Origin of the sequence: Bradyrhizobium vignae (assembly GCF_900324035.1) — a bacterium.
GTDB lineage: Bacteria > Pseudomonadota > Alphaproteobacteria > Rhizobiales > Xanthobacteraceae > Bradyrhizobium > Bradyrhizobium vignae.
The window spans coordinates 3,168,525-3,189,803 of sequence record NZ_LS398110.1; the positions used below are offsets into that span (position 1 = coordinate 3,168,525).

A 21,279-nucleotide genomic window follows, 5' to 3' on the forward strand; every position below is an offset into this window, starting at 1 on the left:
CATGCGCGCGCGCCGCGGGTTCATCGCGGCGCTCGTTGTTCTCGTCTGGGTCGTCGGTGCGCAGGCCGGCTCCGAGCGACGCGCAGTCCGCACACTCTCCACGGAAGGATTGGCGAAGGTTTCCGACTACATCCGGAGCGAGGTCGCGACCGGCAAGATCCCCGGTGCCATCCTGCTGCTCCAGCAACACGGCAAGCCGGTCTATTACGAGAATTTCGGCGTTCGCGACGTGGCCACCGAGATATCGATGGGCGCGGATACGATCTTCCGTCTCTATTCGATGTCGAAGCCGATCACATCAGTCGTGGCGATGATGCTGGTCGAAGAGGGCAGGCTTTCGCTCGACGATCCCGTGTCCAAATACATTCCGGCCTTTGCCGGCATGAAGGTGGGCATCGAGACGAAAGCAGGGGACGGCAAGGTTTCGCTGACGCTCGCGCCGCAGGAACGCCCAGTCACGATCAAGGACCTTTTGCGCCACACCGCGGGGCTGCCTTACGGCTTTTACGGCGGTGGGCCGGTGCGCGAGCTCTTTGCCGCGGCCGACCTCTTCAACAGCGATCTTTCCAACACCGACTTCGTCGCGAAGATCGCCACGCTGCCGCTCGCCGAGCAGCCAGGCACGGTGTGGGATTACGGCTTTGCCACCGATGTGCTCGGCCGCGTCGTCGAGGTGATCTCGGGCAAGACGCTGCTCCAGTTCGAGAAGGAGCGGCTGCTCGATCCGCTCGGCATGAGCGAGACTGCGTTCTACGTTGCCGATCCCGCCAAGTTTGCACGTATCGCCGAACCGATGCCGGAGGACCGCAGGATCAGCCCGACGACCGAAATCCGCGACATCAGGAAACCGGTGAAATGGGAATCAGGCGGAGCCGGCATGGTCGGCACGGTGGGCGACTACGCCCGCTTCGCGCAGATGCTGCTGAATGGCGGCACCATTGACGGCAGGCGCTATCTCAAAGCCGAGACGGTTGCGCTGATGGCGTCGGACCATATCGGCCCGGAGACTGGAATCGCACGCGACCAGAACTATTATCCGGGCGGCAGTTCCGGCTTCGGCCTTGGCTTCGCGGTGCGCACCTCTGTGCCGTCGGGAACGTCATGGCCACTGGGCGAATACCGCTGGGACGGCGTCGGCGGCACGTTCTTCTTCATCGATCCCGAAGACGATCTGTTCGGGATCTTCATGGTGCAGACGCCCTCGCAGCGTGGCCGAATTCAACTCGACCTAAAGACGCTGATTTATCAGGCGATGGGACGGTGAAGCGGTCGCCTCCGGAAGCCCGGATGGAGCGGCAGCGCAATCCGGGGTTCTCACCGATGAAAGACTATCCCGGATTACGCTGCGCTCCTCCGGGTGACGGGAGCTCACCTCGGCTACGGGACCTACGCTCCCCGCACGATTTCTCGCACGTATCCGATCGTCTCTTCGATCTGGCTCGCATCGACATCCAGATGGGTGCACGCCCGAATGCGGCCGTCCATCATCGCCAGCGTGACGCCGCGCTGGCGCAGGGCTGAGACCATTTTGTCGCCGGGAATGCCGGCGCCGTCCGGTTTGAAGAAGACGAGATTGGTCTCGGGCTCCTGCACCTCGATTCCGGCGATCTGCGATAGTCCGCGGGCGAGCGCGCGTGCATTGGCGTGGTCGTCGGCCAGGCGTTCGACGTGATGATCAAGCGCGTAGATGCAGGCTGCCGCGCAGACACCGGCCTGCCGCATCGAGCCGCCGAGGCGCTGCTTCCATTGCCACACCGCGTCGATGAAGGCGCGCGAGCCCGCGAGTACGCCGCCGATCGGCGCACCCAGGCCCTTCGAGAAATCGATCCAGGCCGAATCCCATCCCGCGGTCATGTCGCGCGGGGAGATGCCGCTCGCGACGGTCGCATTGAGCAGGCGCGCGCCGTCCATGTGAGTGACGAGGCCGTGCTGCTTCGCGATCGCGACGATCTCGTCGAGCACCGCCTTCTTCCAGATCGTGCCGCCGCCGATATTGGCGGTCTGCTCGACGCTGACGACGGTCTGTGGCGGCTGGTAACGCGTGCGCGGGTGCAGCGCCTTGCGAAGAGTCTCCGGCGTGAACTGGCCATCGGGGCCCTTGAGCTGGGTGACCTGGAAGCCGCCGATCGCAGCATGCGCGCCGCCTTCGCGTGCGATGATGTGCGCGGTTTCGTGCGCGAGGATCTCGTCGCCGGGGCGGCAATGCACCAGCGTCGCGGTGACGTTGCACATCGTGCCCGAGGGCATGTAGACGGCAGCTTCCTTGCCGAGCAGATCCGCAACGCGCTCGCACAGCGCGTTCACGGTCGGATCGTCGCCGACCTGCTCGTCGCCGACCTCGGCGCGCGCCATCGCCTCGCGCATCGCCGCCGTCGGCTTGGTCTGCGTGTCCGAGAGCAGATTGATGCGCACCGGCGGCGCCTTGGGATCGAGAGGGGGAGGGGTGTAGAGCATGTAACGCCTCCTGAAGCAGGACGGCCACTGAAGTGTGGCTCTTAAGTAAAAAGGCCCCGGCGAACCGGGGCCTTTCGATATTCAGTTCTTAGCGCGAATAGAATTCGACGACCAGATGCGGCTCCATCTGCACCGGGAACGGCACGTCGGAGAGGCCGGGGATGCGGGTGTACTTCGCGGTCATCTTGCCGTGGTCGACTTCGAGATAGTCGGGGACTTCGCGCTCGGGAAGCTGGCTGGCTTCGAGCACATGCGCGAGCTGCTTGGAGGATTCCTTGACCTCGACCACGTCGCCGACCTTGAGCTGATAGCTCGAGATGTTGACCTTGCGGCCGTTCACCTTGACGTGGCCGTGGTTGATGAACTGGCGGGCGGCGAAGATCGTCGAGACGAACTTGGCGCGGTACACGACCGCGTCGAGACGGCGCTCGAGCAGGCCGATCAGGTTCTCGCCGGTGTCGCCCTTGAGGCGGCTCGCCTCGACATAGATGCCATGGAACTGGCGCTCGCTGATGTTGGCGTAATAGCCCTTCAGCTTCTGCTTGGCGCGGAGCTGCACACCGAAGTCGGAGAGCTTGCCCTTGCGACGCTGACCGTGCTGGCCGGGGCCGTACTCGCGGCGGTTCACGGGGCTCTTCGGGCGGCCCCAGATGTTCTGGCCCATACGGCGATCGATCTTGTACTTCGCCTCACTGCGCTTAGTCATCGCGTCCTCTTCGGTTGCATGGTTTGAGGAAACGCGCCCTCCTGTGTGACGGGATGATCCCGGCACCGACAGGTCCGATCCCCAAAGCTTAAGGGATTTGACCACGGGTCGCGAAACGCTTCGCGGGCCGAAATCGGCCCGCGAGCAGGCGGCTTTTAGGAGAGTTTGGGGCTGGCTGTCAATGCGATCGGCCCCGGAATCAGCCCCTCACCGCCCAGACGGGCTTGGGGACGGCTGCCTGCAATTCGGCAGCGATTTCAGTGTTCAGGACCTGTTCCAGCCGGGTCAGGACCCTCGCGATCGGGGCGGCGTCGGTGACCCGGTGGTCCCAGCGGATCACGACATGGATCGTCTGATCCGGCTCGACGAGCCCATAGCTGACGATAAAGGGGCCCGGTGTGATGGGGTGGAGCTCGCCGCCGCCATAGGCGGCCACCGAGCTCACCGCGAAGCTACCGAACCAGTTGCCGCGCTGGCGGCCGAAATTCAGGCCGATGGCCCAGGACAGGCGCCGCAGCGGCAGCGGCAGGCGGGTGGCCCGCATGATCTTGCGGAACATCGGGACATCAGCGACCGGGGCTGTCTTGCCGCGTCGGATTTCCGCATCGACCGCTGCCAGCGAAAGGGCCTCAGGAGCGGCGATTCGCTGAGGCAGCACGCATTCCTCGCCATTCTCGATCCGAGCGATCGCGACCGTCGCCACGCTCTTCGGCAGCTCGTAGAGGGCTGGCCAAGGCCATTTGGTGTAAACGGTGCGCAGGATCGGTTCGTCCCGTGCAACCAGGGCGAAAGCCTTGACGAATATCGCGGCCCACCCGGCGGGCGACGTTGCGCTTGCGCGCGCCTCCAGCACAGGACGGATATAGAGCGAACGGGATAGCGAAACGAAGGGCACGCCCATCGATGCATGCATGAGGTCGCAGATCAGACGGCGCCACGGTGAAATAGTCTTGGGCGTCCCGCGCATTGGTCTCCGGTTCCCAGGGATTAAAGATCAAAATATGTGCGGCGAGCGGGGGGCCCGCCCGCTCGCTCTAGCACGAACCAACCCGCTTGGGGCCGGTCGGTTCGCCGCATCAGGACATCGCCAGTCTGGTCTTGATGACGGCGTAAAAATAAACGATGTCAATGATTTAGCTCTTGATTGGGCGATCCCGGCGGCGCAGCAGGTCCCGGCAATGCGTCAATCGGCTTGTTCAGCGCCTGATCCCATCGAAAGCCGCCATGATGCCGCGCTGGAACAGTGACCAGTCGAAGCCGAGCGCGATCGCGCGGTAGCCACGGTCGATCAGGGCATTGGCCTGGTCGGCGGTACGCGCCACGCCGCCGATCGGCACGCCGCTTCGGAGGATGCCGGCCTCGGCGCGCGCGACCAGCTCCAGCAATTCCGGATCGTCCATCTGGCCGCGCTTGTTGATGGAGGTGGCGAGATCGCCGGGGCCGATCACGGCGACGTCGATGCCGGGTGTCGCCATGATCTCGTCGATGCGGTTGACGGCCTCGACATGCTCGATCGTGACCATGCAGATCATCTCGTCGTCGGCGCTGGCCATGTAATCCGGCATCGACTGGCCCCAGCGGAACGGTGCGTGGAAGGGCCCCCAGAGCCGGTCGCCGCGTGGCGGGTAGCGTACGCTGCGTACCGCCTTCTCGGCTTCGGCGCGGTTGGTGATCATCGGGAAGTTGATGCCGAACGCGCCGATGTCCATCGGAGCTTTCGCGAGCCACGGCTCGTTCGCGGCGATCCGTACCAACGGCGTGCATGGCGTGCCCGTCGTCGCCGCGATCATCGCATGCGCTTCGGTGAGCCCGATCGGGCCATGTTCGAGATCGACGATGATCCAGTCGAGCGAGCGCGCCATGATCTGCACCATCTGCACGCTCGGGATGGTCGCGATCGCGCCGAAGGCGGGACGGCCCTCGCTCCACATTTGGCGGAGGCGATTGAGCGGCTTTGCGGGGACCGACATGTGATGACCTGCGCAGAGATGACGACGGAGCCTAGCAGCGCGCCGCCGGGGCGCAAGGTTAACCGGAGCACAAGGTCAGGCGACCGCGCGTCCGCCGAAGAACGGCGTCAGCGTGGCGCTGAGGCCATGCACGCGGTTCGAGGTAAAAATCATCTCGGCGCCGGACTGCGCGATGCCGCAGCTGGGAGTACCGAGCAGGTCGGATACGCGGCGGGCGATCGCGGGCGCCGGATCGATCCAGTCGACCGGCCAGGGTGCCAGCCTCTTCAGCCGATCGAGCAGCAGCGGATAATGCGTGCAGGCGAGCACCACGGTGTCGGTGCGCGCGCCGGCGTCCTCGGCATCGCCGACGAAGCAGGGGGCGAGCTCGGCGAGGATGGCACCGTCGCTGATCGGGGTGCCGCCAAGCGCGGCCTCGGCGAGCGAGGCCAGCTCGGGCGAGCCGACCAGCGTCACCTCGCATCCTTGCGCGAAATCGCGGATCAGTGCCTTGGTGTATTCGCGTTTCACCGTGCCCTTGGTGCCGAGCACCGAGACGCGGCGGGTCCTGGACTGCGCGCAGGCCGGCTTGATCGCCGGCACCGTGCCGACGAAGGGCAGGGAATAAGCCGCGCGCAAGTGAGACAGGACCAGGGTGGACGCCGTGTTGCAGGCGATGACGACGAGGTCTGGATCATGGGTGCCGATCAGCTCCCCCATCAGCGGTACGACGCGGGCGATGATCTCGTCTTCGCTGTGGTGGCCATAGGGAAAAAAGGCGTCGTCGGCGACGTAGACGTAATGCGCGTCGGAGCGCGCCGCCACGACCTCACGCAGCACCGTCAGCCCGCCAAGGCCGGAATCGAACACCAGGATGGTCGGAGAATTGGTCACGTCATTACCCTAGCCCGCCATGGTTACCATTCGGTTTTTAGGGCGATTTTGCGGCGCGAGGCTGGCATCACGGGTCAAAGCGGCAAGGGGGCATCCGCTCGCAGGTTGACACCTCACCCAAGCCGCGGAACAAGACGGCGTCTCGCCGGCAGGCAATCCCGCGGGGAAGCAACATGCTCACAGTCCACCATCTCGGTAAATCGCAATCCGAACGCATTGTCTGGCTCTGCGAGGAGCTCGAAATTCCTTATGAGATGAAGCGCTACACGCGCGATGAGACGACCATGCTGGCGCCGTCGGAGTACAAGGCGCTGCATCCGGCCGGCACGGCGCCGGTCATCACCGACGGCGAACTGGTGCTTGCGGAATCCGGCGCCGTCGTCGACTACATCGTTGCAAAATACGGCAACCGCCGGCTCGTGCTCGGTCCCGATGATCCCTCCTTCGCGCAGTTTCTGTATTGGCTTCATTTCGCGAACGGCACCTTGCAGCCCGGCATGGGGCGGATGATGATCCTAAGCCGGCTCGATCTCGCCAAGGACAACCCGACCCTGCTCGCGATGAAGGGACGCCTCGACCGTGCCTACGATCTTCTCAACGCACGGCTTCGCGAGTCCGAATATCTGGCGGGCAGCGCCTTCACCACGGCCGACATCATGACGGTGTTCTCGCTGACCACGATGCGCTATTTCCAGCCCTATGATCTCGCGCGCTGTCCGAATGTGGTCAAATATCTCAGCCGCATCGGCGCCCGCCCGGCATACCGCCGCGCGATGGAGAAGGGCGATCCCGGCATGGCGCTGCTCTTGAGCTGAGCAGCAGCGATCACGCAATCCTGTTCGCGGTGGCCGCGCGCTCCGCTGCCAGCTGCTTCTGCAGGCGATCGATGTTTTGCAGCAGGCGCTGGCTGGTCAGCACCAGGAAGTAATAGCCGAACTGCGGATCCTGGAAGTAGATCTCGAGCAGCCTGTCATAGGTGATCGTCAGCACCTGGCCATCCTCGATGCATTCGATCGTACCGGTGCGCCGGTTGTCCGGCGTCAGGAAGCCGAGCTCGCCCATCAGCGCGCCCGGCAGGATCTCGACGTTGATCTCCTTGACCAGGAATTTGCCGGTCACCGTGAGCAGCATCTCCTTGGCCGGGTCGCCCAGTTTGAACAGCGTATCGCCGCAGCGGTATTTGCGTTCGGTCATGAACGGCTTGAGCCACTCGATCGACATGTCGCCCTCGGCGGCATGGCGCGCCTTCTTGACCAGCTTGAGCATCTGCCTCAGGCGAAGAGCGTTGATCGGGAGCAGCAAGAGATAGAGCAGGAACGTCGAGACGTTGGCCGAGAGCGCGCCGAACATGGCGAAGAACGCACAGCCGACCATGTTGGCGACGCGCAGCGGCACCATGGTCCGCATCAGGAGCGTGGCGACGAAGAAGACCGCACCGACCGCGGCGAACAGATTGGCCAGCGTGATGTTGTGGACGAAGATCTCCAGCAGGCGATTGAAGATCGCATCATAGGTGACGTTGTTAGGATCGAGCCCCATCTGGACCAGGATCTTCGCGATCCTGAGGTTATCCGTGGCCGCATCGAGAATGCGGTCGAGGATCGACGAAACGTCTGCGCTGCCGGACGGCATGGTACTAACCCCACATAAGGCCTTCAGTCCTGGTCGGCACTCGTATAACCGAAATCGAATGACGACCGCTTGAATGACGCTTCCGGCCGTCATGCCGCAAGAGGCAAATTCTAGCCTGATCGGGCGTTTCGGCAATTGCCCGTTGGTTGCGCGTCGGGCCACCGGCGCTGCCGTGATTCGGGGGCCGCCGTGCGGGCTTCGGTGTCGCGGATCCGGCCTGGACGAGCGATGCGGCGGGGGCGCGGGGCGAGCTTCGCTTACGGCTTGGCCGCGGGTTGCACGACCTGCTGCTCGACGAGGCCGGAGCGTCCCGGCAGCGAGCCGGCGCGCAGCAGCATGGCGACGCTGTTGGCCTCTTCCAGGGCGAAGACGATGCGTGATCCACCCAGCTTCTCCATCTTGTCGGTGATGAAGGCCGCGACCTTGACGCGCACCTTGTCGAGCTGGGTGTCGGCATCGAGAGTGGCAGAGGGCAGAGCGATTGCGGACACCATCGCGAACACGGCGATCAGCCGAATGATGCGGATCCGCAGGGCTTCGTCATCATGACCTCAAGTCTTGCGGCAGGGCGCTGGCGAACGAATTCACGCCACAGCCGGTAGGCAATGGACGAACGCCAAATCATCCATCATTCTGGTCCGGCTCGGCCGGTCATCGGCCGGCCTCGCCGAACCAAGATGTCAAAAGATACGGGGCGGGGACATGCATCTGAGGGAGGACGGAATTTCATGGCGGGTATCCACGCGCTCGATCGGTTGATCGGCAACGACTATCCGGATCTTTTGACGGACGAGGAGGTCCGGGCGTTCGAGCAGGTTCCCTATGCCGACCGCGTCGCGGCCGAGAGCACCTATGACGCCATCAGGCTTGGTGCTGAGCGCAACCTCGACGGCGCGGCGATCCAGTTCCTGCAAAATGCCGATCCCGCCGACACGCCGGTCGCGGTCACGTATCGCGATTTCATCGCGCGCGTCACGCAGGCGGCCAATATGTTTCACGCGCTCGGCGCCGAGAAGGGCGACGTCATCAGCTTCATGCTGCCGCTGGTGCCGGACGCCTTCGTCACTCTGTTCGGCGCGGAGGCTGCCGGCATCGCCAACCCCGTCAATCCGCTGCTCGAGCCGCACCAGATCGCCGAGATCCTGGAGGCCGCGAACACCAAGATCCTGGTGGCGCTCGGACCGATGCCGGGCACCGACATCTGGCAGAAGGTCGAGCAGATCCGCCCGCAGCTGAGGCATCTGAAGGCAGTCGTGCAAGTATTCGGCGGCGGCGATCCGGCCAATGGCATCTTTTCCTTCAGCGACCTCATCAAGCAGCAGCCGTCGGACCGGCTCGTCAGCGGACGGCAGATCCACGGCAGCGACATCGCCGCCTATTTCCACACCGGCGGCACCACCGGCACGCCGAAGCTGGTGCGGCACACCCACGCCAACCAGGTCTATCAGGCCTGGGCCCTCAATCTGCTGCTGAAGGCGAGGCCGGGTGCAAACCTGCTGTTCGGCATGCCGCTGTTTCACGTCGGTGGATCGCTGACGCAAGTGCTGCTGACGCTGTCGAGCGGCGGCTCGCTGGTCGTGCTGTCGCCGAGCGGCTGGCGCAACCCGAATGCGGTGAAGAACATCTGGCAGCTCGTCGAGCGCTTCAAGCCCGAGGCGCTGTCGAGCGTGCCGACGGTGCTCGCCGCGACCCTCGCGGTGCCGCCGGGGAATGCGGATATCTCGAGCCTGAAATATGCGGCAGGGGGCGGCTCGGCGATTCCGGTCGCGGTCGGCTCGGCGATTCAGGAGAAACTTAAGCTACCGGTGATTGAGGTCTACGGCATGACCGAGACCTCGAGCGTGCACACGCTCGCCTATCCCGGCCGGCCGATCCGGCTCGGCTCGGTCGGTCTTCCCATGCCTTACGCGCGGGTGCGCATCGTGCAGCTCGACGCCGAGGGACGCCTGATCCGCGACTGCAAGCCGGACGAGATCGGCGTCGTCATCATGGCCGGGCCCGGCGTGTTCGGCGGCTATCTCAACGACGAGCACAACAAGGGCGCCTTCGTCGACGGGCTCTGGGTCAATTCCGGCGATCTCGGCCGCCTGGATGCGGACGGCTATCTCTGGATCACCGGCCGCGCCAAGGATCTCGTGATCCGCGGCGGCCACAACATCGATCCGGCGCCGATCGAGGAGATCATGTTCAGACATCCCGCCGTCGGCTTCGCCGCCGTGGTCGGCCAGCCCGACGCCTATGCCGGCGAATTGCCGGTGGGATACGTGCAATTGAAGCCCGGCGCCAAGGTCGAGCCGGGCGAGCTCGAAGCATGGGTGCGCGAGCGCACGCCGGAGCGCGCCGCCGTCCCGGTGCAGGTCATTCCGATCGATCCGATGCCGGTGACGGGCGTCGGCAAGGTGTTCAAGCCGCAGCTGCGTTGGGACGCGGCCGAGCGCGTGTTCACCAAGGTGCTGGCGCCGCTGGTCGAGCGCGGCATCGACTGCAAGGTGAAGGTCGGTCCGCACGGCAGCCACGGCTCGATCGCGACCGTGACGCTCGCTGGTCTGCAAGCGGATCAACGCGAGGCGGTTGCGAGCGAGGTGCATACGCTGCTCGCACCGTTCGTGATGCGGCACGAGGTGGTGCAGGCGTAGGTGCTTGCGTGAATTGTAGATCCTACGGGTGACAGGTGGTCAGGGGTAAGTTGAGTTTGCGACCGCCAACTCACCCGGAGGATCTACGAGCGCAGCGTGCGGTCCTATCCCGCCGGCATTCGCGTCTCGACCAGACGGGCCCAGAACGAGGCGCCGTGGCCCAAAATGTTGTCGTTGAAGACGTAGGCCGGGTGGTGGCATTCGTTGCCGTCGCCCATGCCGACCAGCACCATCGCGCCGGGACGTGCTTCCAGCATGAACGAGAAGTCCTCGGCGCCCATCATCGGGATGAACTTGTCATTGACACGGTCGGCGCCGACGATGTCGCGGGCGACGTCGGCGGCAAGGCCGGCCTCGCGGGCATGGTTCATCGTCACCGGATACATCCGCGTGTACTTCGTCTCGGCCGAGCCGCCATAGGCACGGGCGATGCTGTCGGCGACTTCGCCGATGCGGCGCTCGACGAGGTCGCGCACTTCAGGGTCGAGCGTGCGCACGGTGCCGGCGAGTTCGGCGACCTCCGGGATGATGTTGAAGGCCGTGCCGGAATGGAATTGCGTGATCGAGATCACCGCGGACTTCAGCGGGTCGACGTTGCGCGCGACGATCGACTGTAGCGCACCCACGATCTGCGAGCCGATCAGCACGCTGTCGACCGACTTGTGCGGCCCCGCGCCGGCGTGTCCGCCCTTGCCGCGAACGGTGATCTGGATGTTGTCGGATGAGGCGAGCATTGGGCCAGGCGTGGTGGCGAAATGGCCCTCGGGGAGGTTCGGCATGTTGTGCATGCCGTAGACCTCCTGGATGTTCCAGCGCGTCATCAACCCGTCTTCGACCATGGCCTTGCCGCCGCCGCCGCCTTCCTCAGCGGGCTGGAAGATCATCACCGCCGTGCCATCGAAATTGCGCGTCTCGGTCAGGTACTTTGCGGCGCCGAGCAGCATCGCGGTGTGGCCGTCATGACCGCAGGCGTGCATCTTGCCAGGCACCTTGGAGGCATAAGGCACGCCCGAGGTCTCCATGATCGGCAGTGCGTCCATGTCAGCGCGCAAACCGATCGTCTTGCCGGAGGCGGACTTGCGGCCGCGGATCACGCCGACCACGCCGGTGCGGCCGATGCCCGTCACCACTTCGTCGCAGCCGAACTCGCGCAGCTTGTCGGCGACGATGCCGGCGGTGCGGTGGACTTCGTAAAGCAGCTCGGGGTTCTCGTGGAAGTCATGGCGCCAGGTGGCCATTTCGTCGGAGAGGGCGGCGACGCGATTGACGATGGGCATGGGGAATCCGTGTTTTGTGGGCCTTGGCGTCATTCCGGGACACGCGAAGCGTGAACCCGGAATCTCGAGATTTCCGGGTTCGATGCTCCGCATCGCCCCGGAATGACAGGAATTCAGCTCTCCCCGAACACCCGCTTGAAGATCGTGTCGACGTGCTTGAGGTGATAGCCGAGGTCGAACTGCTCCTCGATCTCGGCGTCGGTGAGATATTTCTTCACCTCAGCGTCCTTCTTCAGGAGCTGGAGGAAGTCGCCTTCGCCGCGCCAGACCGGCATGGCGTTGCGCTGCACGAGCTTGTAGGCGTCCTCGCGGCTGGCGCCCTTCTGGGTCAGGGCCAGCAGCACGCGCTGCGAATGCACGAGGCCGCCGAGGCGGTCGAGGTTCTTCTGCATGTTGGCGGGGTACACCAAGAGCTTGTCGATCAAGCCGGCGAGGCGCACCAGCGCGAAGTCGAGCGTCACGGTCGCGTCCGGGCCCATCATGCGCTCGGCCGAGGAGTGCGAAATGTCGCGCTCGTGCCAGAGAACGACGTTCTCCAGCGCCGGCGTCACATAGGCGCGCACCATGCGGGAGAGGCCGGTGAGGTTCTCCGACAGCACCGGGTTGCGCTTGTGCGGCATCGCGGAGGAGCCCTTCTGTCCTTCGGAGAAGAACTCCTCGGCCTCCAGCACCTCGGTGCGCTGCATGTGGCGGATTTCCACGGCAACGCGCTCGATCGAGGAGGCGATCACGCCGAGCGTCGAGAAATACATCGCGTGACGGTCGCGCGGGATCACCTGGGTCGAGATCGGCTCGGGCACGAGCCCCATGGCCTTGGCGACGTGCTCTTCGACGCGCGGGTCGATCTGCGCGAAGGTGCCGACGGCACCGGAGATGGCGCAGGTCGCGACTTCCTTGCGCGCCGCGATCAGGCGCTCCTTGGCGCGGGTGAATTCGGCATAGGCGTAAGCGAGCTTGAGGCCGAAGGTGACGGGCTCGGCATGGATGCCATGGCTGCGGCCGATGGTCGGCGTCATCTTATGCTCGAAGGCGCGCTTCTTCAGCGCGGCCAGCACCTTGTCGAGGTCAGCAAGCAGCAGATCGGCGGCGCGGGTGAGCTGAACGTTGAGGCAGGTGTCGAGCACGTCGGAGGAGGTCATGCCCTGGTGCACGAAGCGCGCCTCGGGGCCGACGATCTCGGCGAGGTGGGTGAGGAAGGCGATGACGTCGTGCTTGGTCTCGCGCTCGATCTCGTCGATGCGGGCCACGTCGAAGACGGCGTCCTTGGCCTTGGCCCAGACCGTTTTGGCGGCCTCCTTTGGGATGGTCCCGAGCTCGGCCAGGGCGTCCGCCGCATGCGCCTCGATCTCGAACCAGATCTTGAACCGGGTCTGCGGCTCCCAGATCGAGGCCATTTCCGGGCGGGTATAGCGGGGAATCATCTGACGGCTCCAGCTAGGTAGGCCGGCGACCCAAGGGGGCTTTGCCGGCCAAAATGCTTTTTACGCCGTGATTTAACAGAGCGGGCAGGGCGAAACAAACGGCTGAGGCAAGGTAGCGGGGGATGACTGGACCGGGCAGGCAGCTGAGTGCCGAAGTAGTGCCCCAAGCCGGCTGGCGGCGGTTGCCCCGCGGCTTGGCCGGCGGGCCGGAGAAATCAGCGGTCAATCACGGATCATTGACTGACAGATATTGAAATCTGTCAGCGAGACGTGTATATCCGTTTCCGGACGCTCCGATTGGGCGTCCCGCGACAGCCCCGGGAAGCCCGACATCCGAACCAAGCTCGGATCGGAGGGCAGATTGAAGAACGGGGACCGTGGACGAATGGAGACTTAAGACAATGACGACCGAAATCCTCAATTTCACCGGCGTGATTGGGCATTGGCTCAATTTGCTGGTGGCGCGACAGATCGCGGCGCAAGCTGCAAAACTGCCTCATTGAGGCATAGGCTTTCCGAACGACCGGCCAGGGCGCTTCGGAAGCAGCCCCAGTGCCGGGTAACTGAGCCCCAACCGGGAACATGGTGCTGGCATGAATGAAGCCGTTGTCTTGACGCCGGAGCGGATCCTCGAAGTCACCGAGGACGTGCTCAGGCGTTACGGACTTGCCAAGGCCACAGTGGTCGACGTTGCCCGTGCGCTCGATGTGAGCCACGGCAGCGTCTATCGCCATTTCCCCAGCAAGGCCTCGCTGCGCGAGGCCGTTGCCAAGCGCTGGCTCGACCGCATCGACGCGCCGCTACGCGCGATCGCCGAGGAGCACGGCCCGGCGCCTGACAGGCTCGACCGCTGGTTGCGCACGCTGTTCGCCGCCAAACGTTCGCGCGTGCTCGATGACCCCGAGATGTTCCAGACCTATCTGACGCTGGCGCGCGAGGCCTGTGCGGCCGTCAAATGCCACAAGGACACCATGATCGACCAGATCGCGGCGATCCTGACCGACGGCGTGAAGCGGGGGGAATTCGCCGTGGGCGACGTGAAGGCGACCGCGCGCGCCATCTTCGATGCCACCGTTCGCTTCCACCATCCGGCCCATGCCGACGAATGGAAGGATGCCGATCTCTCCGCGCGCGTCGATGCGACGCTGGCGCTTTTGCTGCGCGGGCTGAAGGCGGCCTAGCAGGCTGTTGAAAAAGGCGCTCGCCGCCGACCGGCGACCGTGATTCATTGGCTCCGATGAGATTCGGAGATGGTGCGTGCGCGGCGGCGACAATCGAACGGGCGAACTGTTCAGCTACGTCGACCTGGAGGCGCGGGTGCGGCGTAATCATCCGCTGCGAGCGATCCGGACGATTGTGAACGAAGGGCTGTCGGCGCTGGAGCGAGAGTTTGCCGCGCTCTATTCGCCAATTGGGCGGCCGTCGATCCCGCCGGAGAAGCTGCTGCGGGCGATGCTGTTGCAGGCGTTTTATTCGATCCGCTCGGAGCGGCTTCTGATGGAGCGACTGGAATACGACCTGCTGTTCCGCTGGTTCGTCGGAATCGGCGTTGACGACGCAGCCTGGGACCATTCGGTGTTCTCGAAGAACCGCGACCGGCTGCTGGAAGGCGACATCGCGGCCAAGTTCCTGGCGGCGGTGCTGGCGCAGCCCAAGGTGAAGAGGCTTCTGTCGAGCGATCACTTCTCGGTCGACGGTACGCTGATCGAGGCCTGGGCCTCGATGAAGAGCGTCAAGCCGAAGGACGGCTCCGGCGAGCCGCCAGCGCCAGGCGGCGGGCGCAATGCCGAAGCGGACTTTCATGGCCAGAAACGCTCGAATGACACCCATGCTTCGACCACCGATCCGGACGCCAGGCTCTACCGCAAGGGCAAAGGCAAGGAGACGAAGCTGTGCTTCATCGGGCACGGGCTGATGGAGAACCGCCACGGCCTGCTGGTCGACGCCTGCCTGACGCAGGCCGGCGGGCATGCCGAACGGGTGGCCGCGCTGCACATGATCGAGCCTCGTGCCGACCGACCGACAGCGATCACGCTTGGCGCCGACAAAGCCTACGATGCAGAAGACTTCGTCAACGAACTGCGCTCGATGAACGTGACGCCGCATGTTGCACAGAACACCAGCGGCCGTAGTTCTGCGATTGACGGACGAACGACCCGGCACGGCGGCTATGCCATCAGTCAGCGCATCCGCAAGCGCATCGAGGAGGCATTCGGCTGGATCAAGACGGTTGCCGGGCAAGAGAAGACCAGCTTCCGTGGCCGTGATCGCGTCGCATGGGCCTTTACCTTCGCTGCCGCCGCCTACAATCTGGTGCGGCTGCCGAAGCTGATTGCGGAGACTGGCTGATGGCCAAGGTGCCCGGCTTCGCCAAGGCCTTTGTCGGCCGCTGGCGCATCGTCGAGATGGACGTCTGGGACAGCGAGTTCCTCGATCTTGCCGAAGAGGCGCATCTCACCTTCCAGGGCAAGTCCGATGGCGAAATCGCCTTTGGGGCTCTCAAGGGCTTCCTGGACGTGCGCTACGGCGCCCGCGACGGATCGGCCTGCGCCGAGTTCTCATGGGAAGGGCACGACGAGAATGATCCGTCCTGCGGTCGCGGATGGGCTATGATCGGCACTGCGGGCAGGCTCGTCGGCCACTTCTACATCCACAATGGCGACGATTCAGCCTTCGTTTGCGAACGCGGCTGAGTTCTTCAACAGCCTGCTAGATCCGCAGGACCCATTCAGTCCCAGGTGCGGCCAATCAACCTTTCGTCTTGTGGAGAGCGGCGCCATCGCGAAGCGAGGGCGAGGAAACCGAATGTCTTCGCGCGTGGAAGGCAGGATCGGACGATGGCACGACCGGCGGACTATCCGGATATGCATTGACTGCGATTTCGACGGCGTCCTTTGACCGCTTTCGAAGGCGGTAGAATGTGAGCTCCTGATCGAGCATGGGGCAGCGGAAGTGGACGACGGCTGTGTCCGGCAGACGGCAAAGTTCGTCGATGAGCTCGCCCACTGTGATGATCGGGGGGTGGTCGACGACCCTGTGATGATCCTTACGCATGGCGATTTACTCCTCCACTCCACTACTAACCGGGGCTGGATAGCCTCCGTTCCATCCCATTCAGCACATTTACGAGCGCCACCTCGCTCGCGGAATCCGTCAGCTCCGCTGCTAGATCCTCGTTAACCCACAGGTTGCGGCGAGCCGCACGAGCTGCGCATCCGTGCGCGCGCCGGTCTTCGACTTGATCAGATAGTGATAGTTCTGCACGGTCTTGACGCTGAGATTGAGATGGGTCGCGATCTGCTCGGTGGTGGCGCCGCCGGCGAACTGGCGCAGGATCTCGATCTCGCGCTCACCCAGCTGGTCCAGCACCGAGCCGGTTGGCGACAGGCTGTCCGCGGCGAGGACATGCGCGATGTCGTCGCTCATGGCGCGCTCGCCGCGCGCCACGCTGCGGATGGCGTGCACCACGGCTGAGGGTTCGCTGCTCTTGGTGACGAAGCCGCTCGCGCCCGCGCCGAAGGCTGCCTTCACCAGCACAGCCTCGTTGTGCATGGTGAAGACCAGAATCCGCGCTCGTGGGCTGCGCGCGCGGATGTTGCGGATCGCCTCGAGCCCGCTCGCGCCGGGCATCGAGATATCGAGTACGACCACATCAGGATCATGCGCCTTGAACGCGCCGTAGGCCTCCGCGGCGTTGTCGGCTTCCGCCACGACGTGCAGATCGCCTTGGCTCTCCAACACGCGCCGATACCCTTGCCGCACGATCGGGTGGTCGTCGACCAGCAGCACGGAAATGCCTGTTGCTGCAACCTCGCTCATTCCAGCCTCACGCAGCGAGCGGGATGGTGGCGGCAACGCTGAGGCCGCCGCGCGCAGGCATGATCGACAGCGATCCGCCGGCGGCCGTGACGCGCTCGCGGATGCCGGTCAGGCCGAAACCGGCCGATTGCGCGACGCGCTCCGCATCGCCGCCGCCGTCGTCCTCGACGCGGATCAGCAGCGCGCCGTCCTCGCCGGCACGCCGTTCGATGCGCAGACTGATCTCGTGCGCTGCACTGTGACGCAGCGCGTTGGTCAGGCATTCCTGCGCGACACGATAGGCCGTGGTGGCGGCCGGGCCGCTGATGTCGGTGAGGTCGCCCCTGAGATCGAGCTGGATCGTCGGCCGTGCCGCGCTGTGCGAGCGCCAGCTGTCGACGAGATTGACGAGGCTGGCCTCGAGCCCGAGCTCCTCGGGCAGCGGATTGCGCAGCCGCTTCAGTGCATCGCGAAGCGAAGCCATCAGATGATGCGTGGCCTGCGAGATCATGCGCGCATCCTGCGCGATCCCGGTGTCGCCGTTGTCCCTCGTGCTGGCTGTTTCGATTGTGTTGGCGAAGGCGAGGATGGCGGAGAGATTCTGCCCGAACTCGTCGTGCAGCTCGCGGGCGAGCGCGCGGCGTTCGTCCTCGCGGATCTCGATCAGGCGCCGCGTCAGCGCGGCGCGCTGTTCGGTGGCTTCCTCCAGCCGGCCGCCGAGCTCGCCGACGGCGCTGCCGATCATCGCCAGCTCCATCGAGCGGAAGCGCGGCAGCTTGGTGCGATACTGTCCGCGCGCCATGCGGTGCAAGGCAGTGACGATCGCACGCGCCGGCGCTAGCGCATGTGCGATCGCGAGCGAGGCCAGCAGCGCGATTGCCGCCGCCATCAACAGCGCGACGTCGATCACGTTGAGGATGTACTCCCACGCCAGCGAGATGGCCGCAGCGCCGTCCGGCGTCGCCACCACCGTCCCGGCGGCCGCCGCGCGCGGGCTGACGGGCCGTACCACCTCGGCGTGGCTGCCGAGGAAGGTGGGTACAATGGCGGCGAACCAGCGCGGCGGCGTCTTGCCCAGCCCCTCGCTCTGGCCGCAGAGCGGCTTCTCGAACGCGGCGGCCGGCTGGAACTCGACGCAGACGCCGGGCGAGATCAGCTTCATCGTCTCCAGCGTGCGCCAATCTGGAACCGGCAAAAGGTGCTCGCGCGCTCTGCTGCTGCGCAACAAAAGCTCACGCCAATACAGCGCCTGGAGCGCCTGCGCGACCCGCTGCGCCGAGGCCGCAGTCGCCCGATCGACGCTGCGATAGGCGTCGAACGTGGCCCACACGGTTGCAGCTCCGAGGCAGAGCACGACGATGAGCAGCAGACGGGCGACAAGCCGAAGCACGAGGCGCATGCGATCATTCCCGACGTTTGGTAAGGTCAGCCTAACAACGCCGCCGCGCCTTGCCAATTGCAGGGAACGCCCGGGCTGCAGCTCGGGCAAATTTCCCGAGCCGGATTGGGCATGGGTCTTTGGACCGGGCGCGGCGTCTTTGATCTAATCGGGCAGGAATCTTTACAGGCCAATCGTTGCGAGCGAGGAGCGGTGCAGCATGAGTTCGATGACGATTGGACCAATCCCGAGCCAGGCTGCCGATCCATCCGAGCGCAGCGCGCTGCTGTTCTGGATGATCTTCACCGGACTGTCGGTCTTCGCCGTCGTGCTGTTGTGGCGCTTCGGCCTGATCCATCTGATGTTGACTTCGGACCGCACCTACATCTCGAGCGTCATCGCGGTGCTCTATGTCGTCACCTGCGGCCACTGCTTCCTGCGGACGCGGGCGATCGCGCGCGAAGGGGCGGCCGCGCGGCGTTGTCGCGCGGTGCTGTCGGCGACCGGTGGCAGCAAGGCGCTCGATGCGAGCGCGGCGGGGCTACCACGCGGTCTGGTGCGCGATCACATCGAGAGCCTCGTGACGAAGGCTGCTGCCCAGGACTATCGCCCGGTCGATCAGACGCTGCTGCTGCGGACGCTCGCCGATCGCTTGCGCGGCTCCAACGGATTCGGGGCCTTCGTCTCGGACACGCTGATGAAGCTCGGCCTGCTCGGCACCATCATCGGCTTCATCATCATGCTGGCGCCGATCGCAGGGCTGGATGCCGCCGACAAGGTCGCGATGCGCTCCTCGATGGGCTTGATGAGCGACGGCATGGCGGTTGCGATGTACACGACTCTTGCCGGCCTCATCGGCTCGATCCTGGTCCGCATCCAGTACTACATGCTGGACGCCGCGACCCAGCGGGTGTTCTCGGACGCGGTGGTGCTGACCGAGACGTACGTGACGCCGGTGCTGGAGCGCAAGGGTTCTGGTGCGCGGTCATGATGGATGATTTCGGCCTCTATCCGCGTGAGGAGGCGTTCGATCCTCTGGGCGTGATGCTGTTCAAGGCGCTGCAGGTGATCGCGTTCCTGTTTTTCCTGGCGTTGCTCGCGGTGTCCCCGGATGCCAAGGACGGCAAGATCGACTCCAAGGCGGAGTTCATGATCACGCTGGACTGGCCGGACAATCACCCCGACGATCTCGACCTGTTCGTGCAGGATCCCGCGGGCAACATCGCCTGGTATCGCCACCGCGAGGCCGGCTTCCTCACGCTCGACCGCGACGACCGCGGCGGGGCCAACGACTTCATCATGGTCGCCGGCAAGAAGATCGCCTCGCCGATCCGCGAGGAGATCGTCACGGTGCGCGGCATCCTCGCCGGCGAATACACCGTCAACGTCTCGCATTTCGTCGCCACCACGGGCGAGCCCGTGACGGCCAATGTGAAGGTGCAGAAGCTCAATCCGACCGCGCAGGTGATCTTCGACAACAAGTTCACGCTGGACCACACCGGCGACGAGAAGACCGCGGTCAGATTCCGCATCGATGCGGAAGGCAAGGTCGTAAATGTCGATCAGCGGCCGAAATCGCTGCTGGAGACGTTCCGCAGCAGCTGGCGCAACGGCGCCGACGTCGACCCCAAGACCGGTGTGAGCAGGAACGCTGTGAGGGTGCGCCGTGAGTAATCCGCAAACGGTCATCCTGACGCTGTCGGTCGCTTATGCCGTCATCGGCGCGCTGCTGCTGGTCGTGTTGGTCTATGCGCGGCTCCACTGGTCGTTGAAGGCGGTCGCCGTGGTCGTGACCAGCGCGTTCTACGTCGTCAGCTTCACTGAAATGCGCGGGCTGCTCGGCTGGGCCAGCTCCGACCGGCTGCCTGTCACCTTCAAGCTGCTGAAGGCGCGCATCGTCGAGCCGCATTCGCTTCAGGGCGATCCCGGCTCGATCTATCTTTGGGTCGAGGCGTTGGACGAGGACAATCGCCCGAGCGGCATCCCGCGCGCCTTTCGGGTGCCCTACGATGACCGACTGGCCGACAAGACCCACGCCGCGGAGAACGAGATCGCGGCGGGTCATCCGCAAGGCGGGCGCGCGGCGGATTTCGGCGGCGGCGACGGCAGCCTGATCGACATGGTCCGGGAATATGTGACGCCGAAGACCATTCTGGAGACCAGCGGCGGCGATTCCTCGACCGGCGAGTTCAATGCCCCGCCCGCCGGTGCGCAAGGCGCCGTCTTCACGCCGCTGCCGCCACCCCGGATGCCGCCGAAGGACGAGCAGTAGGCCTTTCACCATCAATGCAGGGCAGCGCTGGTAAACGGCCCAGTGCTGGCGCATCTTCTTGACCTCCCTCAATTTGGCCTTATCGGCTTCCAATAAGAATTTGAGGGTGGAGGGTGCGTGCTTCTCGCTGTCTTCTCGGATATCCACGGTAACCGGCAGGCGTTCGAGGCCTGCCTGAAGCTTGCCCGCGCCAAGGGGGCGGAGCGGTTCGTCTTGCTCGGCGATTTCGTCGGCTATGGTGCCGATCCGGAATGGGTGGTGGATACGGCGATGGAGCTGGTTGCGCAGGGCGCCATCGCGGTGCGCGGCAATCACGACCAGGCGGTCAATTCCTCGGCCGAGACCATGAACGCGGAGGCGCAGATTGCGATCGAATGGACCCGCGGCCGCCTCGACGCCGCCCAGCGGCGATTCCTGGCCGAATTGCCGATGCAGGTAGCGGACGGCGATCGCCTGTTCGTGCACTCGGAGGCCTCCAGCCCGCAGCGCTGGCATTACGTGCGCTCGACGGCGGATGCGGCCAAGAGCCTGATCTCGACGCCCGCCCATGTCACCTTCTGCGGCCACATCCACCGTCCGGCGCTCTATTCGATGTCGGTGACGGCGAAGATGTCGAGCCTCGTGCCCAAGACCGATGTCTCGGTGCCGCTGCTGCGTGGACGGCAATGGCTGGCGGTGCTCGGCTCGGTCGGCCAGCCCCGCGACGGCGATCCGTCGGCGGCCTTCGTGCTGTTCGACACGGTGTCGTGCCAGATCACCTATTGCCGCGCGCCCTATGATATCGAGACGGCCGCGAGCCGGATCCGCCAGAACGGCCTGCCGCACTGGCTGGCCGACCGGCTATCGCAGGGACGCTAGAGGC

At 65.0% G+C, this 21,279-nt stretch carries 21 protein-coding genes; 10 read left to right on the forward strand and 11 right to left on the reverse strand.

What is annotated here, in order from left to right; genetic code table 11:
- Position 1 precedes the first annotated feature (1 nt).
- Positions 2-1,264, forward strand: coding sequence for a serine hydrolase domain-containing protein (locus BRAD3257_RS15210; protein ID WP_162500216.1), 1,263 nt, complete (start codon positions 2-4; stop codon positions 1,262-1,264).
- A 122-nt stretch (positions 1,265-1,386) separates the two neighbouring features.
- Here BRAD3257_RS15210 and BRAD3257_RS15215 read toward each other — a convergent pair whose 3' ends face one another.
- The 5 genes from BRAD3257_RS15215 to murI form a co-directional block, all read right to left on the reverse strand.
- Positions 1,387-2,454: a threonine aldolase family protein gene (locus tag BRAD3257_RS15215; protein ID WP_122402497.1), complete on the reverse strand. Its 1,068-nt coding sequence runs from the start codon at positions 2,452-2,454 to the stop codon at positions 1,387-1,389.
- A gap of 88 nt (positions 2,455-2,542) precedes the next feature.
- Positions 2,543-3,160, reverse strand: a complete 618-nt coding sequence (gene rpsD / locus BRAD3257_RS15220) for a 30S ribosomal protein S4 (RefSeq protein WP_122402498.1) — start codon at positions 3,158-3,160, stop codon at positions 2,543-2,545.
- A 199-nt stretch (positions 3,161-3,359) separates the two neighbouring features.
- Positions 3,360-4,127 carry an acyltransferase gene (locus tag BRAD3257_RS15225; protein ID WP_122402499.1) on the reverse strand — a complete coding sequence of 256 codons (768 nt, stop codon included), beginning with the start codon at positions 4,125-4,127 and terminating at the stop codon, positions 3,360-3,362.
- Between the two features lie 229 nt (positions 4,128-4,356).
- Positions 4,357-5,130, reverse strand: coding sequence for an HpcH/HpaI aldolase family protein (locus BRAD3257_RS15230; protein ID WP_122402500.1), 774 nt, complete (start codon positions 5,128-5,130; stop codon positions 4,357-4,359).
- A gap of 75 nt (positions 5,131-5,205) precedes the next feature.
- Complete coding sequence (gene murI / locus BRAD3257_RS15235) at positions 5,206-6,003, reverse strand: glutamate racemase (RefSeq protein WP_122402501.1); 798 nt, start codon at positions 6,001-6,003, stop codon at positions 5,206-5,208.
- A gap of 173 nt (positions 6,004-6,176) precedes the next feature.
- Between murI and BRAD3257_RS15240 the strand changes: the two genes are divergently transcribed.
- A complete protein-coding gene (locus BRAD3257_RS15240) occupies positions 6,177-6,818 on the forward strand; it encodes a glutathione S-transferase family protein (RefSeq protein WP_122402502.1) in 642 nt (213 codons plus the stop codon).
- Positions 6,819-6,828: 10 nt separating this feature from the next.
- Here BRAD3257_RS15240 and BRAD3257_RS15245 read toward each other — a convergent pair whose 3' ends face one another.
- Both BRAD3257_RS15245 and BRAD3257_RS41940 read right to left on the reverse strand, forming a co-directional pair.
- Complete coding sequence (locus BRAD3257_RS15245; protein ID WP_162500217.1) at positions 6,829-7,635, reverse strand: Crp/Fnr family transcriptional regulator; 807 nt, start codon at positions 7,633-7,635, stop codon at positions 6,829-6,831.
- Positions 7,636-7,892: 257 nt separating this feature from the next.
- On the reverse strand, positions 7,893-8,129 hold the full coding sequence (locus tag BRAD3257_RS41940) for a hypothetical protein (RefSeq protein ID WP_181956135.1): 237 nt from the start codon (positions 8,127-8,129) through the stop codon (positions 7,893-7,895).
- Positions 8,130-8,363: 234 nt separating this feature from the next.
- Between BRAD3257_RS41940 and BRAD3257_RS15255 the strand changes: the two genes are divergently transcribed.
- Complete coding sequence (locus BRAD3257_RS15255; protein WP_122402504.1) at positions 8,364-10,271, forward strand: acyl-CoA synthetase; 1,908 nt, start codon at positions 8,364-8,366, stop codon at positions 10,269-10,271.
- A gap of 104 nt (positions 10,272-10,375) precedes the next feature.
- Here BRAD3257_RS15255 and BRAD3257_RS15260 read toward each other — a convergent pair whose 3' ends face one another.
- Both BRAD3257_RS15260 and purB read right to left on the reverse strand, forming a co-directional pair.
- Positions 10,376-11,548 (reverse strand): M20 aminoacylase family protein, encoded by a 1,173-nt coding sequence (locus tag BRAD3257_RS15260; RefSeq protein ID WP_122402505.1) that lies wholly within the window; start codon positions 11,546-11,548, stop codon positions 10,376-10,378.
- Between the two features lie 113 nt (positions 11,549-11,661).
- A complete protein-coding gene (gene purB / locus BRAD3257_RS15265; protein WP_122402506.1) occupies positions 11,662-12,969 on the reverse strand; it encodes an adenylosuccinate lyase in 1,308 nt (435 codons plus the stop codon).
- 593 nt (positions 12,970-13,562) lie between these two features.
- Between purB and BRAD3257_RS15270 the strand changes: the two genes are divergently transcribed.
- From BRAD3257_RS15270 to BRAD3257_RS15280, 3 genes are all read left to right on the forward strand, one after another.
- Positions 13,563-14,150: a TetR/AcrR family transcriptional regulator gene (locus BRAD3257_RS15270; protein WP_162500218.1), complete on the forward strand. Its 588-nt coding sequence runs from the start codon at positions 13,563-13,565 to the stop codon at positions 14,148-14,150.
- A 76-nt stretch (positions 14,151-14,226) separates the two neighbouring features.
- Entirely contained in the window at positions 14,227-15,318 is a 1,092-nt protein-coding gene (locus BRAD3257_RS15275) for an IS5 family transposase (protein WP_122402508.1), read from the forward strand.
- Positions 15,318-15,662 carry a hypothetical protein gene (locus tag BRAD3257_RS15280; protein WP_122402509.1) on the forward strand — a complete coding sequence of 115 codons (345 nt, stop codon included), beginning with the start codon at positions 15,318-15,320 and terminating at the stop codon, positions 15,660-15,662. Before BRAD3257_RS15275 ends, BRAD3257_RS15280 begins: the two co-directional genes overlap by 1 nt.
- Before the next feature lie 472 nt (positions 15,663-16,134).
- Here the strand turns inward: BRAD3257_RS15280 and BRAD3257_RS15290 are convergent, their stop codons facing one another.
- Together BRAD3257_RS15290 and BRAD3257_RS15295 are read right to left on the reverse strand one after the other, a co-directional pair.
- Complete coding sequence (locus tag BRAD3257_RS15290; protein ID WP_122402511.1) at positions 16,135-16,788, reverse strand: response regulator; 654 nt, start codon at positions 16,786-16,788, stop codon at positions 16,135-16,137.
- Between the two features lie 7 nt (positions 16,789-16,795).
- Complete coding sequence (locus BRAD3257_RS15295; protein ID WP_122402512.1) at positions 16,796-18,166, reverse strand: sensor histidine kinase; 1,371 nt, start codon at positions 18,164-18,166, stop codon at positions 16,796-16,798.
- Between the two features lie 199 nt (positions 18,167-18,365).
- Here BRAD3257_RS15295 and BRAD3257_RS15300 point away from each other — a divergent pair, with 199 nt between their 5' ends.
- The 4 genes from BRAD3257_RS15300 to BRAD3257_RS15315 all read left to right on the forward strand — a co-directional run bounded on the left by BRAD3257_RS15300 (position 18,366) and on the right by BRAD3257_RS15315 (position 21,275).
- Entirely contained in the window at positions 18,366-19,136 is a 771-nt protein-coding gene (locus BRAD3257_RS15300; protein ID WP_122402513.1) for a MotA/TolQ/ExbB proton channel family protein, read from the forward strand.
- On the forward strand, positions 19,133-19,819 hold the full coding sequence (locus BRAD3257_RS15305) for a DUF2135 domain-containing protein (protein ID WP_122402514.1): 687 nt from the start codon (positions 19,133-19,135) through the stop codon (positions 19,817-19,819). The genes BRAD3257_RS15300 and BRAD3257_RS15305 overlap by 4 nt, the downstream gene beginning before the upstream one ends.
- Positions 19,812-20,417, forward strand: coding sequence for a hypothetical protein (locus BRAD3257_RS15310; protein WP_122402515.1), 606 nt, complete (start codon positions 19,812-19,814; stop codon positions 20,415-20,417). The genes BRAD3257_RS15305 and BRAD3257_RS15310 overlap by 8 nt, the downstream gene beginning before the upstream one ends.
- 117 nt (positions 20,418-20,534) lie before the next feature.
- Positions 20,535-21,275 carry a metallophosphoesterase family protein gene (locus BRAD3257_RS15315; protein WP_122402516.1) on the forward strand — a complete coding sequence of 247 codons (741 nt, stop codon included), beginning with the start codon at positions 20,535-20,537 and terminating at the stop codon, positions 21,273-21,275.
- Positions 21,276-21,279 lie beyond the last annotated feature (4 nt).

Bases quoted from the DNA above. Each gene is read 5' to 3' on its own strand.
- BRAD3257_RS15255 (WP_122402504.1), top strand. From the start codon at position 8,364: ATGGCGGGTATCCACGCGCTCGATCGGTTGATCGGCAACGACTATCCG.
- BRAD3257_RS15230 (WP_122402500.1), bottom strand. From the start codon at position 5,130: ATGTCGGTCCCCGCAAAGCCGCTCAATCGCCTCCGCCAAATGTGGAGC.
- BRAD3257_RS15260 (WP_122402505.1), bottom strand. From the start codon at position 11,548: ATGCCCATCGTCAATCGCGTCGCCGCCCTCTCCGACGAAATGGCCACC.
- BRAD3257_RS41940 (WP_181956135.1), bottom strand. From the start codon at position 8,129: ATGGTGTCCGCAATCGCTCTGCCCTCTGCCACTCTCGATGCCGACACC.
- BRAD3257_RS15280 (WP_122402509.1), top strand. From the start codon at position 15,318: ATGGCCAAGGTGCCCGGCTTCGCCAAGGCCTTTGTCGGCCGCTGGCGC.
- BRAD3257_RS15305 (WP_122402514.1), top strand. From the start codon at position 19,133: ATGATGGATGATTTCGGCCTCTATCCGCGTGAGGAGGCGTTCGATCCT.
- BRAD3257_RS15295 (WP_122402512.1), bottom strand. From the start codon at position 18,166: ATGCGCCTCGTGCTTCGGCTTGTCGCCCGTCTGCTGCTCATCGTCGTG.
- BRAD3257_RS15245 (WP_162500217.1), bottom strand. From the start codon at position 7,635: ATGCCGTCCGGCAGCGCAGACGTTTCGTCGATCCTCGACCGCATTCTC.
- BRAD3257_RS15300 (WP_122402513.1), top strand. From the start codon at position 18,366: ATGAGTTCGATGACGATTGGACCAATCCCGAGCCAGGCTGCCGATCCA.
- BRAD3257_RS15210 (WP_162500216.1), top strand. From the start codon at position 2: ATGCGCGCGCGCCGCGGGTTCATCGCGGCGCTCGTTGTTCTCGTCTGG.
- BRAD3257_RS15240 (WP_122402502.1), top strand. From the start codon at position 6,177: ATGCTCACAGTCCACCATCTCGGTAAATCGCAATCCGAACGCATTGTC.
- BRAD3257_RS15225 (WP_122402499.1), bottom strand. From the start codon at position 4,127: ATGCGCGGGACGCCCAAGACTATTTCACCGTGGCGCCGTCTGATCTGC.
- rpsD (WP_122402498.1), bottom strand. From the start codon at position 3,160: ATGACTAAGCGCAGTGAGGCGAAGTACAAGATCGATCGCCGTATGGGC.
- BRAD3257_RS15270 (WP_162500218.1), top strand. From the start codon at position 13,563: ATGAATGAAGCCGTTGTCTTGACGCCGGAGCGGATCCTCGAAGTCACC.
- purB (WP_122402506.1), bottom strand. From the start codon at position 12,969: ATGATTCCCCGCTATACCCGCCCGGAAATGGCCTCGATCTGGGAGCCG.
- BRAD3257_RS15215 (WP_122402497.1), bottom strand. From the start codon at position 2,454: ATGCTCTACACCCCTCCCCCTCTCGATCCCAAGGCGCCGCCGGTGCGC.
- BRAD3257_RS15290 (WP_122402511.1), bottom strand. From the start codon at position 16,788: ATGAGCGAGGTTGCAGCAACAGGCATTTCCGTGCTGCTGGTCGACGAC.